Genomic DNA, 17,087 nt, shown 5'->3' with positions numbered 1-17,087 from the left:
AACAGTGCTGTCTTTCAATACGAAAGCACGGCGAAACGCGTCTGCGAATGGCTTTTTCCGAGTTAAAAGGGGAAAAGGCGTTGGTAGAGTGCGCGGTTGCTTTGCGCCTAACTTACGGACCCGCATACTTTCGGTTATCGAATCAGTCAGGACAAACTGGTTGTTTCTGAGCGTAGCCGAGCAGTACGGGGGAAGTCATGGCACAGGCGAAAAAGGCTGAAGAGCCGTCGATGGAGGAAATCCTCGCATCGATCCGCCGAATCATATCCGATGAAGACTCCCAGGGAGCCGACGCAGGGGAAGCCGGCGCAGGCGAAGAAGTTGAAACACCAGCAGAAGATGAGGCGGCGGACGACATGAGCGATGCCTCCGAGATGTCCCAGGACGACCTCGACAAGTTGTTCGACATGGACGACGACGTTGTCGAGGATACACCGGTGGAAGACGATGGCGCCGACGATATGGCCGCCGCGATGGAAGCTGATGACATGGCGGCGGCCATGGAAGCCGATGCTGAAGAAGACGAAGCAGACGAAGCAGACGATGTTCTGGAACTGACCGAGGAACTCGCCGTAGCCGAGGACGCCCTCGACATGGTCGAGGGGCTGGCGGAAGACCTCGACGGGGGAGCGGGGGACCTTTCCTTCGCCGAACCGCCTGCGCCCGAACCCGCGCCAGAGCCGGAGCCGTACCCGGAATCGTCGATGGCTACCATGCCGGTCCCGGACGACCTTCCCAATGTCGCCATGGACAGCCCGCTGACCTCCGTAGATACCGGCGAGGTCGTGCACGCCGCATTCGACAATCTGTCCAACATGTTCGTGGGATCGCAGGCCCAGACCGTCGAGGAACTGGTAAAGGACATGCTGCGGCCGATGCTCAAGGCCTGGCTTGACCAGAACCTGCCGGGCATGGTCGAGCAGATGGTGCAGAAGGAAATCCAGCGGGTCACCCGTCGCCGCTGACACGCCAGGACCTGGGCCGGGACTTGGGCCAAAGCCTGGGCCGGCACTTCGCTTGCTTCATTCAGGGGGCGCCAGTTGGCATCCCCTGTAATTGTTTCTGGCGATCCGGGTGCACAGAGCTTGCCACTCACATGAGGTGCAGGCGGTCCGGATCGATGCGGCCGCGAAGGCATCCCGGAGCTGCTGCGTTGTCGCCGCGTCGAGCCTCAGGAGACTTCCGGGCGCAAGCTCCCGTCCAACGACCGACCCGATCGCCTGCGCGGCCAGGTTATCCCGTTCCCTGACGCTGTCATTGTGGCAGTGACAGACGTTCTCGTTCAGCATCGGTGCGCAGATTTCGTCCGGACCTCCGACCAGCCGGATGTCCTCGCAGGCATTGAGCCTGTCGATGATGGCGCTGTAATTGCGCACGAAATCTTCGGTGTAGCCCTTACCGAGATAGGTCAGCATGCAAAGAAGGTGGTGCGCGCGGATCGAAACGGTCATGTGAAAGCTTATGGCAGCAATCCCGCGCCAACCCAAGCATGAAGGTCCGGACGGCCGGCAGAGGGTATCCCGTCTGGTTCGAATGAATGCACACCCGATGTCCCGGGGCGTTTGGACGACCTAGGCGGTTGACTTGCGCCAGCGCATCCGATTTACACGGTGCTTCACGAAATTTGAATTCTTTCTCCCTTCGAGTGACCCCTGATGCTGGATAAGACCTACGATGCGGCCAGCGTTGAGCCGCGGATTTACGAAACCTGGGAACAGGCGGAGGCCTTCAAGGCCGGCGCCGGCGCCAAGGAGGGAGCGCCTGCGTTTTCCATCGTGATTCCGCCGCCGAACGTGACCGGCTCGCTCCATATGGGCCACGCGCTGAACAACACGCTGCAGGATATCCTGATCCGCTGGAAGCGTATGCAGGGCTTCGACGTTCTCTGGCAGCCGGGCACCGATCACGCGGGGATTGCCACGCAGATGGTCGTCGAGCGCGAGCTGATGGAAACCCAGCAGCCCGGTCGGCGCGAGATGGGCCGCGAGGCCTTTATCGAGCGGGTCTGGGAACAGAAACGCAAGTCCGAAGGAACCATTCTCGGTCAGTTGAAGCGCCTAGGCGCGTCCTGCGACTGGAGCCGAACCGAGTTCACCATGTCGCCCAACCTGTCCGACGCGGTGCTCAAGGTCTTTGTCGACCTTTACAATGAAGGCCTGATCTACAAGTCCAAGCGTCTCGTCAACTGGGACCCCAAATTCGAGACCGCCATCTCGGATCTCGAGGTCGAGAACATCGAGACCGACGGCCATATGTGGCACTTCAAATACCCGCTGGCCGGTGGTGAAACCTATGAGTATGTCGAGAAGGACGCGGACGGGACCATCACCCTTCGCGAGACCCGCGACTATATCTCGATCGCCACAACCCGACCGGAAACCATGCTTGGCGACGGCGCCGTTGCGGTTAACCCGGGGGACGATCGTTACACGCCGATCATCGGCAAGTTCTGCGAAATCCCGGTCGGTCCGAAAGAGCATCGCCGTTTGATCCCGATCATCACCGATGATTATCCGGATCCGGACTTCGGCTCGGGCGCGGTCAAGATCACCGGCGCGCATGACTTCAACGACTATGGTGTCGCCCAGCGCAACAAGATCCCGATGTACCGCCTGATGGACACCAGGGGCGCCATGCGCTCCGACGGTGTGCCCTATACCGAAGAAGCGGCAAAGGCACAGGCGATCATCGACGGTGCCGAGATGACGATCAACGAGATCGATCTCATCAACATCGTTCCTGACGACCTGCGCGGCCTCGACCGCTTCGAGGCCCGCAAGCGGGTCATCGACCAGATCACCTCCGAAGGCCTGGCGGTCACGGTTGCGGCCGATCATCCGGACGTTGCCTGGATGAAGGGGCAGGCACCGGAGTGGCATCCGAGGGGACGGGCAGTCGTCCGCCCGCTGGAGGAAGGGGCCGATGCGCCGTCCGAACTGCCGCTGGTCGAATCCAAGAAGATCATGCAGCCGTTCGGCGACCGCTCCAAGGTCGTCATCGAGCCGATGATGACGGACCAGTGGTTCGTCGACGCCAAGACCCTGGCCGGCCCGGCCCTGAAGGCCGTTCAGGAGGGCGACACAAAATTCGTTCCGGAAAACTGGGACAAGACCTATTACAACTGGCTGAACGACATTCAGCCCTGGTGCATCTCGCGCCAGCTCTGGTGGGGCCACCAGATCCCGGTCTGGTATGGACCCGGGCTGGCGACCGATGACGGCAATGGCGAGGCATCCGGCGATGTCTGGGACTGGAATGATCCAATTGCGTTTTGCGCATCGAGCTTTGAAGAAGCCCTGAAAATTGCCGAAGCGGAATACGGCAAGCGCGGAGTGCCGGCGTTTCTGATCAGTGAGGAACTCGAGGACAAGAACGCCGCGAAAGCTGCAGGTGAAACCTGGCAGGACGGCAAGATGCCGCTTGGTCTCTGGCGTGACCCGGACGTCCTCGACACCTGGTTCTCCTCCGCGCTCTGGCCTTTCTCCACGCTGGGCTGGCCGCACAAGACACCGGAACTGGAACGCTACTACAAGACCGATGTCCTGATCACCGGCTTTGACATCATCTTCTTCTGGGTCGCCCGGATGATGATGCAGGGCCTGCATTTCATGGACGAAGTGCCGTTCCACACGGTTTATATCAACTCGATCGTGGTCGACAAAAACGGGAAGAAGATGTCGAAATCGCTCGGCAACGTTCTCGACCCGCTGGAATTGTTCGACACCTTCGGGGCAGATGCCACCCGCTTTGCCCTGGCGAGCCAGGAGGTCCAGTCCCGCCGGACACTGCGCATGTCCGACCAGGCGGCCGAAGGTGGCCAGCGCTTCGCGACCAAGCTCTGGAACGCTGCCCGCTTCGCGGAAATGAACGGATGTGCCCGGGTTGCCGGGTTCGACCCGGCGGCAACGCGGCATACGCTGAACCGCTGGATCGCAACGGAAACGGGGCGCTGTATCGACGAAGTCACCGCTGCTCTGGAAGATCTCCGGTTCAATGACGCCGCCAGTGCGGTCTACAGGTTTACCTGGAACACGTTCTGCGACTGGTTCCTGGAACTGGCCAAGCCGGTGTTCAACGGCGACGACGAGGACGCGAAGTCCGAGACCCGGGCGACCGCCGCATGGGCGATCGACGAGATCCTGAAGGTCCTCCATCCGTTCATGCCGTTCCTGACCGAGGAACTGTGGGAGCGTCTCGGGGATGACGGAGCAAAGGCCGACGGCTTGTTGATGCTCTCTGCATGGCCGAAGGCGAATGTTTCCGACGAAGCCGCGGCTGCGGAAATCAACTGGCTTGTGTCCTTTATCTCCGAGATCCGTTCCGTCCGGGCGGAAATGAACGTTCCTGCCGGTGCCAAGGTTGCCGTCGTCGTCGCAGGTGCCAGCGACGAGACGAAAAGTCGTCTGACGACACACGAGGCTGCCATCCTGCGGCTGGCGCGTGCGGAGACGGTCGGGCTTGCCGACCAGGCGCCGTCAGGTTCGGCGCAGATCATTGTCGGTGAGGCCACGGTGTGCCTGCCGCTGGCCGGCGTGATCGATCTGGGTGCGGAAAAGGCGCGCCTGGACAAGGAGGCCGGCAAGCTGGAGGGGGAAATCCAGAAGGTCGAGAAAAAACTCTCCAATCCGAAATTCGTCGAAAAAGCACCCGATGAGGTGGTTGAGGGCGAACGGGGAAAGATCATGGAAGCCCGGGAAAAACTGGACAAGGTCCGGATTGCCCAGCAGCGGCTCGCCGAGATCGGGTAATCCGGCCGTGTCGGCCCGGAAAGTCGACTTGGTCTTTTCCGGGCCGCAATTCGGTGCTAGCGGCACACGAAAGAACACACGTATGCTTGGGACCTGGGGAATCGACTTGAAACGCATGGCTGACCACTTGGAATTCGGGAAAGCGCTGACACGCGGCGCCGCGGCACTGGCCGGGGCGGCGCTGGTGGTGTTGTCACCTGTCATGGACGCGCGTGCGGAAAAGATCGAAAATCCGGTTGCAGTCTTTTCCGGTCTCGACAAGATCACCGGACGCATCATTTCATTCGATGTCTATATCGGAGAAACGGTTCAGTTCGGCGCCCTGCAGGTGACCCCCAGGGTCTGCCATACGCGGCCGCAGACCGAAACGCCGCTGACCACAGGCTTTGTGCAGGTGGACGAAATCACCTTGAACAACGAGGTCCGCCGGATTTTCTCGGGCTGGATGTACGCCGCCAGTCCCGGTCTTCATGCGGTTGAGCACCCGGTCTATGACATCTGGCTGACGGATTGCAAACTGGCCTCCCGGGTTCCGCCGCCGGAAGACTATGCCGGTCCGCCGATCCAGGGCGTCGTTGCCGAGGGTGAAGACCCGCTGGCCGGTCCCGACGACGGCGTCGACAGCGGCCCGGGTGTGCCCCGGCCGAAGCCGTTTCAGGGCTGATCCGGTTCAACTCCAGAACCGTTTTACGGGGGCTGCAGCCGATTGGCAGACACCGTTCACACGGTTCCTGAGCCTATCGGGCGATGCACAGTTCATGGACCGCGGGCGCTCCCGAGAGTGGACCGGTCTGCTTTTGTCTTTGCCCGCACGCCACTTTCAGACAAAAAAGTTCAGGCACAAAAAAGCCCGCCATCGCGGCGGGCTTTTGCCAACTGTGTCTCAGTCGATGTCAATGTAGTCGTTCGGTGACAGCCCGAGGCGTCCGTCCACGTAGGTCCCGCAGCGGTCCATCAGTTCATCGATGTCGTTTTCGAAGAAATGGTTGGCGCCCGGGATGGTTTCGTGATCGATGACGATGCCCTTCTGGGTCTTGAGCTTGTCGACCAGCGTCTGCACATCCTTTTGCGGCACGACCTTGTCATTGTCGCCATGGACAATCAGACCGGAGGACGGGCAGGGGGCCAGGAACGAGAAGTCGTGCAGATTGGCGGGCGGAGCAACAGAGATGAAGCCTTCCACTTCCGGACGGCGCATCAGGAGCTGCATGCCGATCCAGGCGCCGAATGAGAAGCCGGCGATCCAGCACGCGCGCGCATCCGTGTGCACTGTCTGTACCCAGTCGAGTGCAGCCGCGGCATCGGACAATTCGCCCTGGCCGTGATCGAAGGTTCCCTGGGAGCGGCCGACACCGCGAAAATTGAAACGCAGAACCGCGAACCCGCGCCGCGCGAACATGTAATACATCTGGTAGACGATCTGGTTGTTCATCGTTCCGCCGAATTGCGGATGCAGATGCAGGACCAGGGCGATGGGGGCGTTGCGCTTTCTGGCGGGATGGAACCGGCCCTCGAGCCGGCCGGCGGGCCCGTTGAAGATCACCTCAGGCATGAAGAACTGTGTCCTTGTCATTTTGTCGCGCAGGGCATCCGGCGCGCGAATTTTGGGGGTCTGGATACGTGGTTTCCCGTAAGACTAAACTTGACTCTCAGTCTCCAAGTTTCTAGAACCCTGTTTAGAATTGTTCGAAAGTTCGCATCGTCCCTCAAAGGCAGCAATGCTCGGTTCGACCGATTTGGGGGTGTTATCGTCACCACAGCGAAAAAATACAAGGTTTTTCGCACATGTGTCTGGCATCGCAGAGAAATTTCGATTCTGGGCAAACCTGATTCACGCTCACGAGGTATCATGCCGCGTCATTCCGACCCGATCTATCTCGACTACAATGCCGGCGCGCCGCTGCGGCCCGCCGTGCGTGACGTCATGATAGAGGTGCTGGGCGAAGCCGGAAATGCCTCTTCCGTACACGGGCACGGCCGCAACGCGCGTGGACGCATCGAGCAGGCGCGGGAACAGGTTGCCCGGCTGTGCAACGCGAAATCGCGGGCCGTGACATTCGTATCCGGCGGCACGGAAGCAAACATGACCGCGTTGACGCCCGTCTGGCAGGACCAGGGCGCTCCGGTCTATCTCGACAAGCTGTTCAGGAGCGCGGTGGAACATCCTTCGGTGGCGACCGGTGGCCGGTTCGCGACCGCCGATCAGGTGGTTCTTCCTGTCGACGCCGCAGGACGCGTGCGTCTCGACCATCTGGAAGAGACCGTCAGGGATGCCGCGCCGGGTCTGATTTCGGTGATGGCCGCCAACAACGAGACCGGAGTGGTTCAGCCGCTCGCCGAAATCGGTGCGATCGCCGCCAGCTACGGTCACTTCTTTCACGTCGATGCCGTGCAGGCAGCGGGCCGCATGACGATCGATCCGGACGCCTGGCAGGCGGATGTGATCACCCTTTCGGCACACAAGATGGGTGGTCCGCAAGGCGCTGGCGCCGTCGTCGCCCGTTCCACGGCACGTGTGCCCTCGGCCCTGATGGTCGGCGGCGGTCAGGAAAACTGGCGCCGCGGCGGAACGGAAAACGTGGCCGCGATTGCCGGTTTTGGCAGCGCCGGTGTGTCCGCCCTTGAAGAAGCCGCGGACACGCGCCATCTCACGGGAATGAAAGCCCGGCTCGAGGCCGGACTGCGTGCGGTCTGTCCGTCTGCCGTCCTCTTCGGGGAAGACGCGGATCGTCTCGCAAATACCTGCTGTTTCGCGGTACCGGGCATCGCCGCGGAAACGGCGCTGATCGCTTTCGACCTTGAACGCGTATCCATTTCATCCGGTTCGGCCTGTTCTTCCGGAAAAGTCGGAGTGTCCCATGTGCTGACCGCGATGGGTGTCGAAGAAGAACTCGCCAGATGTGCGCTGCGTGTGAGCCTGGGCTGGAGCACGGACGAACAGGACGTCGACAGGTTTCTTGAACTTTGGCCGAGGATCGTCGAACGGCTTGATCCGGAGGCGCGTCACAGGGCTGCCTAAGATGGGCTGCCTGAAATGGGCGGCCCGAGATGGGCGGCCTGAAATTCGAATTCGGCGGCATGACCGCCGGTAATGGGCAGGCAGGGACGATTTCCCTGCGGTAGACACTACAAAGCGGGCACGGGGCCCGCTGAATGGAGGCAAGGCATGCCAGCTGTACAGGAAACCATCGACCGGGTGAAAGCCATCGATGTTGACCAGTATAAATACGGCTTCGTGACGGATATCGACTCTGAAAAGGGCGCCAGGGGCCTTTCCGAGGAGACGGTCCGCTTTCTGTCGGCAAAGAAGAACGAGCCGGAATGGATGACGGAGTGGCGGCTGGACGCGCTGCGCCGGTTCCAGCAGATGGAAGAGCCGACCTGGGCACGGGTTTCCTATCCGAAGATCGATTTCGACGACCTCTACTACTGGGCGGCGCCAAAGTCCGTCGAGGGGCCGAAAAGCCTGGATGAAGTCGATCCGCAGCTTCTGGAAACCTATGCCAAACTCGGCATTCCGCTGCAGGAACAGGAAATCCTGGCCGGCGTCGAGCCCAAGAACCGCGTCGCAGTCGATGCGGTGTTCGACAGCGTGTCCGTCGTGACCACCTTCAAGGAAGAGCTGAAGAAGGCCGGTGTCATCTTTTGTTCGATCTCCGAAGCCGTGCGGGAATATCCGGACCTGGTCAAGAAGTATCTCGGATCGGTCGTGCCGGTAACCGACAACTATTACGCGACGCTGAACTCCGCGGTCTTTTCCGACGGCTCGTTCGTTTACGTACCCGAAGGCGTACGCTGCCCGATGGAGCTGTCGACCTATTTCCGCATCAACGAGCAGAACACGGGCCAGTTCGAGCGCACGCTGATCATCGCCGAGAAGGGCGCCTACGTCTCCTATCTGGAAGGTTGCACCGCCCCTCAGCGCGACGAAAACCAGCTTCATGCGGCGGTTGTCGAACTGGTTGCCCTGGAAGACGCGGAAATCAAGTATTCCACGGTCCAGAACTGGTTCCCGGGCGACAAGGACGGCAAGGGCGGCATCTACAACTTTGTCACCAAGCGTGGCGACTGCCGCGGCAAAAATTCCAAGATCTCCTGGACCCAGGTTGAAACCGGATCCGCGATCACCTGGAAATACCCGTCCTGCATCCTGCGCGGCGACAATTCCCGCGGCGAATTCTATTCCATCGCGGTCTCCAACGGTCACCAGCAGATCGACAGCGGCACCAAGATGATCCATCTGGGCAAGAACACGTCCAGCCGGGTGATCTCGAAGGGCATCTCCGCCGGCAAGTCGGAAAACACCTATCGGGGTCTGATCTCCGCGCACCGCAAGGCATCCAACGCACGTAACTTCACCCAGTGCGACTCACTGCTGATCGGCCAGGACTGCGGCGCCCATACGGTGCCTTACATCGAGAGCAAGAACGCCTCGGCCCAGTTCGAGCACGAGGCCACCACCTCGAAGATCTCGGACGACCAGATGTTCTACTGCCTGCAGCGCGGCCTGTCGGAAGAAGAGGCCGTGGCGCTGATCGTCAACGGCTTCGTCAAGGACGTCATCCAGCAGCTGCCGATGGAATTTGCCGTCGAGGCGCAGAAGCTGATCTCGATCAGCCTGGAAGGATCCGTGGGGTAAAACCCGCCACTCGAATGGTTATTTGGGCATCGTGAGCCCGTTGAGTTATGAGGAAACATCTCAATGCTTGAGATCAAGAACCTGCACGCCCGCATCGCGGAAGACGAAACTGAAATCCTGCGCGGCGTCAATCTGACCGTTAACGCCGGCGAGGTCCATGCCATCATGGGGCCGAACGGCTCCGGCAAGTCCACGCTGTCCTATGTTCTGGCAGGCAAGGACGACTACGAGGTGACCGAAGGCGAAGTCCTGTTCAATGGAGAGAACCTCCTGGAAATGGGACCGGACGAGCGCGCCGCCGCCGGCATGTTCCTGGCGTTCCAGTACCCGATCGAAATCCCGGGCGTCGCCACCATGGAATTCCTGAAGACGGCGATGAACGCACAGCGCAAGGCGCGCGGTGAGGACACACTGTCCATTCCGGAGTTCATGAAGCGGGTCAAAGACGCGGCAGGCCACCTGAATGTCTCCATGGACATGCTCAAGCGGCCACTCAATGTCGGTTTTTCCGGCGGCGAGAAGAAACGCGCTGAGATCCTGCAGATGTCCCTGCTGGAGCCGAAGCTCTGCGTTCTCGACGAAACCGATTCCGGCCTCGACATCGACGCCCTCAAGGTCGTTTCGGACGGCGTCAACAAGCTGCGCGGCCCGGATCGGGCAATGGTGGTGATCACCCACTACCAGCGTTTGCTGGATCACATCGTGCCGGACGTTGTGCATGTTCTGTCGAAGGGCAGGATCGTCAAGACCGGCGACAAGGACCTGGCGCTTGAGTTGGAAAAGAACGGTTACGCCGACTACGTCGATGCGGCGGCTTGAGGGGGAACGCGATATGAATGCAAGCGTTTCCATCAAGCATACGCAAGCTGAATGCGACCTGTTCGACCGGTTCAAGGCTGCGAAGGCCGATCAGGCCGGGTCCGTCGCCGTCACGGCCCTGCGCGAAGCCGCGTTGGGGCAGATCCGCGACAAGGGCCTGCCTCACCGGCGCGTCGAGGAATACAAGTATTCGGACCTGCGTGCCTTCATGAAGTCGGCAGCTCCGCTCGCGCCCGCTGCGGACGCGGACACGATCAAGGCTGTTCTGGACGGTCAGGACAGCTATGCCGGGCTGGAGCGCTACCGCATTGTGATCGCGAACGGCACATTTCAGGCCGATCTGTCCGACACTGGGGCGCTTGCGTCCGAAGGTGTATCCCTGACCGCTTTGAGCGACGTTTTGGCCGGTGAGAACGGCACCACGATGCTGACGCCGCCCAAATCCGGACCGAACGACGGTGTATTGGCCCTGAACACCGCCTTCCTGCAGGGTGGTGTGGTGATTGCCGTGAAGGCCGGGGCGCAAGTCACCAAGCCGGTGGAACTGGTCCAGGTGGCCACTGCCGCCGGTGCCCAGGTGACCCGGAACCGGATCACACTCGGCAAGGGCGCGAAGCTGCGGCTTCTTGAAACCTTCATCGGTGATCCCGGCGAAGGTGAGCTCAACACGGTGTTCGATTACGACCTGTCGGACGAGGCCGCGCTGGCGGCAACGCGGTTGATCGTCGGCGACGCCCGGGGCGCTCGTTTGTTCACCTCTATCGCGACGCTTGGCGCCGATGCCGAATTCAAGTCCCTTGGCTTCATTGCCGGTCCGCGCTTTACCCGGAACCAGCAATTCATCAACTTTACCGGCGAAAACTCGGAAGCCAGGATCTACGGCGTGACCATGGCCGGTGGCGACACCCTGGCCGACCAGACACTCATCGTCGATCACGCAGTGCCTCACTGCAACAGCCGCGAGTTCTTCAAGACCGTGCTCGACGGTCGTGCAAGGGGTGTCTATCAGGGGCGCATCAACGTAGCCCCGCACGCCCAGAAGTCCGACGGCGAGATGATGACCCAGGCGCTGCTTCTGTCCGAAGAAGCGGAAATGGCCAACAAGCCGGAGCTCGAAATCTTCGCCGACGACGTGCTGTGCGCCCATGGTGCCACCAGCGGCCAGATCGACGAGGATCTGCTGTTCTATCTGCGCGCGCGCGGCATTCCGGAGGCGGAAGCCAGGACGCTGCTGGTTCTGGCGTTTCTTTCCGAAGCCATCGAGGAATATGGCGAGGACGACGTGACCGAAGGGCTCGAAGAGCGGGTGCGCGCCTGGCTGGCAGACCACTAGCCCCGACGCGTCCGTGACAACAAGGAGCAGCACCGCATGACGGTTGCCACCGCACAACAGACTTCCGGCGATGCCGGCTACGATGTCGAGGCCATCCGCAGGGACTTCCCGATCCTGTCGCGGGAGGTTTACGGCAAGCCGCTGGTCTATCTGGACAACGGCGCGTCTGCCCAGAAACCGCAGGCGGTGATCGACGCGGTGACAAAGGCCTATTCGCAGGAATATGCCAACGTGCATCGCGGCCTGCATTACCTGTCCAACACGGCGACGGACAATTACGAGGCCGCGCGCGAGAAGGTGCGCCGGTTTCTGAACGCCGGGTCGGTCGACGAGGTGGTCTTCACCAAATCGACCACCGAGGCGATCAATCTTGTATCCTACGGTCTGGGCCGCAGTCTGGCCGCCGACGGCGGCGAGATCGTTCTTTCGATCATGGAGCACCATTCGAACATCGTGCCCTGGCATTTCCATCGTGAACGCCATGGCGCCGTGCTGAAATGGGTCTACGTGCGCGAAGACGGTTCGTTCGACCTGGATGCCTTCGAGGATGCTCTGAGCGACAAGACCAGACTGGTCGCGATCACGCATATGTCCAACGTGCTTGGCACGGTGGTGCCGATCAAGGAGGTCTGCCGGATCGCCCATGAACGCGGCATTCCCGTTCTGGTCGACGGCAGTCAGGCCGCCGTTCACCTGCCGGTCGACGTTCAGGACCTGGATTGCGACTATTATGTCTTTACCGGCCACAAGGTCTACGGCCCATCGGGCATCGGTGTGCTCTGGGGCAAGCCGGAGCGTCTGCAGGCGTTGCGCCCGTTCAACGGCGGCGGCGAAATGATCCTCGACGTCACCGAAGATCTCGTCACCTACAATGATCCGCCACACCGTTTTGAGGCCGGCACGCCGCCGATCGTTCAGGCCATCGGTCTGGGCGCGGCCCTTGACTACATGGATTCGATCGGACGGGAGAACATTGCCCGCCACGAAGCGGACCTGAAGGACTATGCGCACCGGAAGCTTCGAGAGATCAATTCGCTGCGGATTTTCGGCGAGGCGGAGGGGAAGGGTGCGATTGTGTCCTTCGAACTTGAAGGGGCACACGCCCATGACGTTGCCACGATCATCGACCGGGCCGGCGTCGCCGTGCGGGCGGGCACGCATTGTGCCCAGCCGCTCCTTGCAAGATACGGCGTGACCTCCACATGTCGGGCAAGTTTCGGGCTTTACAACACGCGCGCCGAGGTCGACGCTCTGTGTGAGGCCTTGTTGAAAGCGCAAAGCTTTTTCGGGTAAGGACGGACACCATGGAAAACGCGACAACAATTGACACTGCAGCCAGCGGCGAACAGCTCCAGGCGGAAGTTTCCGCCAAGAGCGCGATTCCCGCCGATGAGCTGGACAGGCTGACCACCGACATCGTCGGTGCCCTCAAGTCAGTCTACGATCCGGAAATCCCCTGTGACATTTATGAGCTCGGCCTGATCTACAAGGTCGACATCGAGGACGACCGGTCGATCAATATCGACATGACCCTGACGGCGCCCGGCTGTCCGGTTGCCGGTGAAATGCCGGGCTGGGTCGAAAACGCGGTTGCTTCGGTTGCCGGTGTCGGGCCGGTGAACGTCGACATGGTCTTCGATCCGCCCTGGACGCCGGACCGGATGTCGGATGAAGCCAAGGTCGCGCTCAACTGGTATTGAACTGACCGGCTTTAATCCGATAAGCTGAGACCCTATATCAGGTTTGATAAATCGGACTTTCAAAAGAGGACGCCATGGCTCCCGCCGGAAAATTCAAGGTCATGACCCTGACCGATGCCGCAGCAGACCGCGTGAAGGAACTTGTCGAAAACGGCGACAAGAACGCCGCGGGCTTGCGCGTCGGCATCAAGAAAGGGGGCTGCGCGGGCATGGAATACACCATGGACATGGTGGACGGCGCCCAGGCCGGGGATGACGTGATCGAGGACAAGGGCGTGAAGCTTTTCGTCGATCCTTCCGCGGTCCTGTTCCTGCTGGGCACGGAAATGGATTTCGAGGTCACCAAGTTCCGGTCGGGTTTCGTCTTCAAGAACCCCAACGAGGTTTCGGCCTGCGGCTGCGGCGAGTCGGTCTCGCTGCAGGAAGCTGACCTGAGTGCGTTCGCACGGTGATCGGCGAACACCTTCGTCTTTTCAAGAGTTTCCCTCATGACCCTGATTGATCGGCTGAAAGCCGACGCGGCGCCTCAATGGGCCGCCTACACCCGGCATTCCTTTGTCGAACAGCTCGGAGACGGCAGCCTGGCGCCGTCCGGTTTCCAGCACTATCTAGTGCAGGATTACCTGTTTCTGATCCAGTTCGCGCGCGCCTATGCGCTGGGGATCTACAAAAGCCACAGTCTCACGGACATGCGCACCTCCCTTGAGGGCGTAAAGGCGATCCTGGATGTGGAACTGGACCTGCATCTGGAACTGTGCGGCAGCTGGGGCATGTCACGAGCGGATATCGAGAACGCGCCGGAAGACACGCCGACCATGGCCTACACCCGCTTCGTTCTGGATGCGGGGATGGCGGGTGATCTGCTGGACCTGCAGGCGGCGCTGGCGCCCTGCGTTGTCGGCTATGCCGAAATCGGTGCAGGTCTGGCCGCAGCGGGCCGTGACGCCGCCTCCAATCCCTACCACAGATGGATACGGGAATACGCCGGTGAGCCCTATCAGCTTCTCGCCGGGGAGTTCGTCGGCTGGATGGATGTCACTGCAAATGAAGTTCTGACGGAAGCACGCTACAAGCGGGTGTTGTCGCTGTTCGAAAAAGCGTGCCGTCTGGAAATCGATTTCTGGCAAATGGGTCTGGATGCGGCCGGCTGAACCGGTTGTCGTTCTGTCCTGGTGTTCCGGCGTTGCAAAAGAAACGGCGTCGGTCTGATCAGGCGACGTCTTCCTGTTCCTTTGTTCCGGCAAGGTCCTCCTCGGACCTCACCAGGTTCCTGCCGGAATTCTTGGCCAGATAAAGAGCTTCGTCCGCACGTGACACGACCGTATGTGCGCTGTCAGTGTCCTTGCACGTTGCAACGCCCAGCGAAATCGTGATCCGGCCCAGGTTTTCGCCCGTGGAGCGTTTGACGAGTTCCTTGGACATGACGGCGGTTCGAATCCGCTCGCCGATTGCAGCCGCATCTTCCAGACTGGACTGCGGCAGGATAATTGCAAATTCCTCGCCGCCATACCTGCAGGCGATATCCTGGGACTTGATGTTCTGTTTGACCGCGAGAGCTACGAGCCGCAGAACCTGATCACCCGTCTGATGGCCATAGGTGTCGTTGAATTTCTTGAAATGATCGATGTCGGTCATCAGCAGCGAGAAACCTTCTCCGGTTTCCTTGTGCTGGTCGATGATCCGCTCGATTGAGTTTTCGAAATGCTTGCGATTGTTCAGCGTCGTCAGTTCGTCGGTCAGGCTCTCGTACCGGATGGCTTCGAGAGAGGACTGCAGGTTTTCAATCTGGTTCTTGGATTCCAGCAGCTGGTTCTCGAGCTTGCGGTTCGACGAAACCGCGTTCTGGGTCGATTTCACAAGATGGGCCAGGTAGATCTGGAGCTTTTCAGGGTCGGTGACGGATTTGATTTTCTCGCCGGCCTGTTCCAGGGCGCTGCCGTAATCGGAGGCCGCATCGGCACTCAGCTTGAGTGTGTCGACCAGTTCCTCGACTTCTTTGGAGACCTTGGAACCGACTTCGTCCAACCTGTCGCCCAGCCGTGTGGGCGATAGGAACCGGCCATAAAGGGTCAGCATTTCATCCGTGCCGATCCGGCCGTGGGTCTTGATCGACTCGTTGATCGCCCGGTTCAAACCCTGATTGTAGCCCGCAGCATATGTGTACCAGAGCTCATAGGAACGCGGATAGGCAGGAAGCGTGTTCTTTTTTATGTACATGATCGCGGAGTCACCATACTGGATCGTCCGCTTATGGTCGTCTTGGTCCGCCATCAGGTTCTCTCAAAACTGGCTTGCCGCACCGCCCCACACGGCAGCAAGTACGGCTCTAAAACTCTGATGGAAAATTTAAGGACCCGTTAAGCCTAAGGCGAAACCTTGAAAGATACTGCGATTAAGAAGCCTTTTTCGGCCTCGGTTCCCTAAGGAGAAACGCCGGTATGTGCGCACCGGCCCCAAAAGCGGGCTCAAACTTTTCATTCCGAGTTTTTTTATTGACCGGACGCTGCGGCATGCTGGCAACGGGAGCGGGTGCCGGCGCGGTTTCCACCGGTGCGGGCGCGTCCGGTTTCTGGGTGTCGCGCGATCTGCTCGGTGCTCTGCGGCGAGGGGCAGGCGCCTTTTCCTGTTCCGCCTCGTTGTCGTTGCTCGAACTGGTTGCCTTGGCGGGTTTGCCGCCCCTGCGGCGGGCCTTGCGCTCTTGCGCCGCGGTTTCGAAATCTATCGGTTCGCCAATCCAGTCGATCGACTTCTCGATCAGCTTTTCGATTGCATCGAGATATTTCTGATCATCGCCGGTCACAAGCGTGAAGGCTGTTCCCGACCGGCCGGCGCGACCGGTGCGCCCGATCCGGTGCACATAGTCTTCAGCGTTGATCGGCACATCGAAGTTGAACACGTGACTGACTTCCGGAATGTCCAGTCCACGGGCGGCAACATCACTTGCCACCAGGAGCTTGATATTTCCCTTTCGGAAATTATCGAGCATCATCATGCGTGTGCGCTGATCCATGTCACCATGCAGGGCACCGACATTGTATTCGTGGCGCTCCAGCGACCGGAACAGGGTCGTAACGTCACGCTTCCTGTTGCAGAAGACAATCGCGTTCTTGAGATCATCCGCCCCGTCGAGGAGTTCCCGAAGCGCTGCGCGTTTGTCGAAGTCCTTGGACGGACATCCCTTGAGAAACTGGGCAACGTTTTCAGCGGTCGAAGACGTCCGCGCGACTTCGATGCGCGCCGGGTTCTGCAGGAAGGCTTCGGTCAGGCGCTGGATTTCCGGCGGCATGGTGGCGGAAAAGAACAGGGTCTGGCGCGTGAACGGGATCAGCTTGCAGATCCGTTCGATGTCCGGGATGAAACCCATGTCAAGCATGCGGTCGGCTTCATCGATCACGAGGATATCGACGCCCTGAAGCAGAAGCTTTCCGCGCTCGACATGATCGAGCAGACGGCCCGGCGTGGCGATCAGCACGTCCGTGCCGCGGTCAAGCTTCTTGTCCTGTTCGGAAAACGACACGCCGCCGATTAGAAGGGCCACGTTCAATTTGTGATTGGCGCCGTATCTCTCGAAGTTCTCCTCGACCTGTGCCGCCAGTTCGCGGGTCGGTTCAAGGATGAGCGTGCGTGGCATGCGCGCCCGGGCGCGGCCTTTTTCCAGCAGCGTCAGCATTGGCAGAGTGAAACTCGCGGTCTTGCCGGTGCCGGTCTGTGCGATGCCCAGAATATCCCTGCGTTCCAGGACCAGAGGGATTGCGCCCTCCTGGATCGCCGTGGGTTCCTTATAACCTGCTGCTTCAACTGCAGCGAGGACCTTCTCGCTAAGACCGAGAGTATCAAATGCCATGGAG

Annotated in this window: 15 protein-coding genes; 11 read left to right on the top strand and 4 right to left on the bottom strand. The window is 60.4% G+C overall.

The features are described 5' to 3' along the window. Positions 1–197 precede the first annotated feature (197 nt). Positions 198–965, top strand: a complete 768-nt coding sequence (locus AC0VX3_RS15840; protein WP_475521316.1) for a PopZ family protein — start codon at positions 198–200, stop codon at positions 963–965. 57 nt (positions 966–1,022) lie between these two features. Here the strand turns inward: AC0VX3_RS15840 and AC0VX3_RS15835 are convergent, their stop codons facing one another. After that, complete coding sequence (locus AC0VX3_RS15835) at positions 1,023–1,451, bottom strand: DUF1284 domain-containing protein (RefSeq protein ID WP_475521315.1); 429 nt, start codon at positions 1,449–1,451, stop codon at positions 1,023–1,025. 204 nt (positions 1,452–1,655) lie between these two features. On the opposite strand from AC0VX3_RS15835, the gene AC0VX3_RS15830 reads away from it, so the two are divergent. After that, the gene (locus AC0VX3_RS15830) at positions 1,656–4,748 is read left to right on the top strand and encodes a valine--tRNA ligase (protein WP_475521314.1); all 3,093 of its coding nucleotides are present in this window, start codon (positions 1,656–1,658) and stop codon (positions 4,746–4,748) included. A 115-nt stretch (positions 4,749–4,863) separates the two neighbouring features. Beyond that, positions 4,864–5,412, top strand: coding sequence for a DUF2155 domain-containing protein (locus AC0VX3_RS15825; protein ID WP_475521313.1), 549 nt, complete (start codon positions 4,864–4,866; stop codon positions 5,410–5,412). Positions 5,413–5,631: 219 nt separating this feature from the next. Here AC0VX3_RS15825 and AC0VX3_RS15820 read toward each other — a convergent pair whose 3' ends face one another. Beyond that, positions 5,632–6,300: an alpha/beta hydrolase gene (locus AC0VX3_RS15820; protein ID WP_342894858.1), complete on the bottom strand. Its 669-nt coding sequence runs from the start codon at positions 6,298–6,300 to the stop codon at positions 5,632–5,634. A gap of 297 nt (positions 6,301–6,597) precedes the next feature. Between AC0VX3_RS15820 and AC0VX3_RS15815 the strand changes: the two genes are divergently transcribed. From AC0VX3_RS15815 to AC0VX3_RS15780, 8 genes are all read left to right on the top strand, one after another. Next, positions 6,598–7,767, top strand: a complete 1,170-nt coding sequence (locus tag AC0VX3_RS15815; RefSeq protein ID WP_475521312.1) for a cysteine desulfurase family protein — start codon at positions 6,598–6,600, stop codon at positions 7,765–7,767. Positions 7,768–7,914: 147 nt separating this feature from the next. Then, positions 7,915–9,387, top strand: coding sequence for a Fe-S cluster assembly protein SufB (sufB, locus tag AC0VX3_RS15810; RefSeq protein WP_475521311.1), 1,473 nt, complete (start codon positions 7,915–7,917; stop codon positions 9,385–9,387). A 63-nt stretch (positions 9,388–9,450) separates the two neighbouring features. Beyond that, entirely contained in the window at positions 9,451–10,206 is a 756-nt protein-coding gene (gene sufC, locus AC0VX3_RS15805; RefSeq protein WP_342894855.1) for a Fe-S cluster assembly ATPase SufC, read from the top strand. A gap of 13 nt (positions 10,207–10,219) precedes the next feature. Continuing rightward, entirely contained in the window at positions 10,220–11,539 is a 1,320-nt protein-coding gene (locus AC0VX3_RS15800; RefSeq protein ID WP_475521310.1) for a SufB/SufD family protein, read from the top strand. Between the two features lie 36 nt (positions 11,540–11,575). After that, positions 11,576–12,832, top strand: a complete 1,257-nt coding sequence (locus tag AC0VX3_RS15795; RefSeq protein ID WP_342894853.1) for a cysteine desulfurase — start codon at positions 11,576–11,578, stop codon at positions 12,830–12,832. 11 nt (positions 12,833–12,843) lie between these two features. Beyond that, positions 12,844–13,239 (top strand): SUF system Fe-S cluster assembly protein, encoded by a 396-nt coding sequence (locus tag AC0VX3_RS15790; protein ID WP_342894852.1) that lies wholly within the window; start codon positions 12,844–12,846, stop codon positions 13,237–13,239. A 74-nt stretch (positions 13,240–13,313) separates the two neighbouring features. Then, positions 13,314–13,691 (top strand): Fe-S cluster assembly scaffold SufA, encoded by a 378-nt coding sequence (gene sufA / locus AC0VX3_RS15785; RefSeq protein WP_475521309.1) that lies wholly within the window; start codon positions 13,314–13,316, stop codon positions 13,689–13,691. Between the two features lie 36 nt (positions 13,692–13,727). Next, positions 13,728–14,390, top strand: coding sequence for a TenA family protein (locus tag AC0VX3_RS15780; protein ID WP_475521308.1), 663 nt, complete (start codon positions 13,728–13,730; stop codon positions 14,388–14,390). A 58-nt stretch (positions 14,391–14,448) separates the two neighbouring features. On the opposite strand, the gene AC0VX3_RS15775 is transcribed toward AC0VX3_RS15780, so the two are convergent. Both AC0VX3_RS15775 and AC0VX3_RS15770 read right to left on the bottom strand, forming a co-directional pair. Continuing rightward, positions 14,449–15,510, bottom strand: coding sequence for a GGDEF domain-containing protein (locus AC0VX3_RS15775; protein ID WP_348465840.1), 1,062 nt, complete (start codon positions 15,508–15,510; stop codon positions 14,449–14,451). Between the two features lie 121 nt (positions 15,511–15,631). Further along, positions 15,632–17,083, bottom strand: a complete 1,452-nt coding sequence (locus tag AC0VX3_RS15770; RefSeq protein ID WP_475521307.1) for a DEAD/DEAH box helicase — start codon at positions 17,081–17,083, stop codon at positions 15,632–15,634. Positions 17,084–17,087: the final 4 nt, after the last annotated feature.

This window comes from Roseibium sp. QJM3NY_11 (genome assembly GCF_056173175.1).
The sequence above is the reverse complement of the archived record's forward strand: the minus strand, read 5'-3'. Positions and strand labels throughout refer to the sequence as shown.

What these genes read in the sequence shown, in the direction of transcription:
- AC0VX3_RS15840 (WP_475521316.1), top strand. Translation starts at nt 198, where the DNA reads ATGGCACAGGCGAAAAAGGCTGAAGAGCCGTCGATGGAGGAAATCCTC.
- AC0VX3_RS15835 (WP_475521315.1), bottom strand. Translation starts at nt 1,451, where the DNA reads ATGACCGTTTCGATCCGCGCGCACCACCTTCTTTGCATGCTGACCTAT.
- AC0VX3_RS15830 (WP_475521314.1), top strand. Translation starts at nt 1,656, where the DNA reads ATGCTGGATAAGACCTACGATGCGGCCAGCGTTGAGCCGCGGATTTAC.
- AC0VX3_RS15825 (WP_475521313.1), top strand. Translation starts at nt 4,864, where the DNA reads ATGGCTGACCACTTGGAATTCGGGAAAGCGCTGACACGCGGCGCCGCG.
- AC0VX3_RS15820 (WP_342894858.1), bottom strand. Translation starts at nt 6,300, where the DNA reads ATGCCTGAGGTGATCTTCAACGGGCCCGCCGGCCGGCTCGAGGGCCGG.
- AC0VX3_RS15815 (WP_475521312.1), top strand. Translation starts at nt 6,598, where the DNA reads ATGCCGCGTCATTCCGACCCGATCTATCTCGACTACAATGCCGGCGCG.
- sufB (WP_475521311.1), top strand. Translation starts at nt 7,915, where the DNA reads ATGCCAGCTGTACAGGAAACCATCGACCGGGTGAAAGCCATCGATGTT.
- sufC (WP_342894855.1), top strand. Translation starts at nt 9,451, where the DNA reads ATGCTTGAGATCAAGAACCTGCACGCCCGCATCGCGGAAGACGAAACT.
- AC0VX3_RS15800 (WP_475521310.1), top strand. Translation starts at nt 10,220, where the DNA reads ATGAATGCAAGCGTTTCCATCAAGCATACGCAAGCTGAATGCGACCTG.
- AC0VX3_RS15795 (WP_342894853.1), top strand. Translation starts at nt 11,576, where the DNA reads ATGACGGTTGCCACCGCACAACAGACTTCCGGCGATGCCGGCTACGAT.
- AC0VX3_RS15790 (WP_342894852.1), top strand. Translation starts at nt 12,844, where the DNA reads ATGGAAAACGCGACAACAATTGACACTGCAGCCAGCGGCGAACAGCTC.
- sufA (WP_475521309.1), top strand. Translation starts at nt 13,314, where the DNA reads ATGGCTCCCGCCGGAAAATTCAAGGTCATGACCCTGACCGATGCCGCA.
- AC0VX3_RS15780 (WP_475521308.1), top strand. Translation starts at nt 13,728, where the DNA reads ATGACCCTGATTGATCGGCTGAAAGCCGACGCGGCGCCTCAATGGGCC.
- AC0VX3_RS15775 (WP_348465840.1), bottom strand. Translation starts at nt 15,510, where the DNA reads ATGGCGGACCAAGACGACCATAAGCGGACGATCCAGTATGGTGACTCC.
- AC0VX3_RS15770 (WP_475521307.1), bottom strand. Translation starts at nt 17,083, where the DNA reads ATGGCATTTGATACTCTCGGTCTTAGCGAGAAGGTCCTCGCTGCAGTT.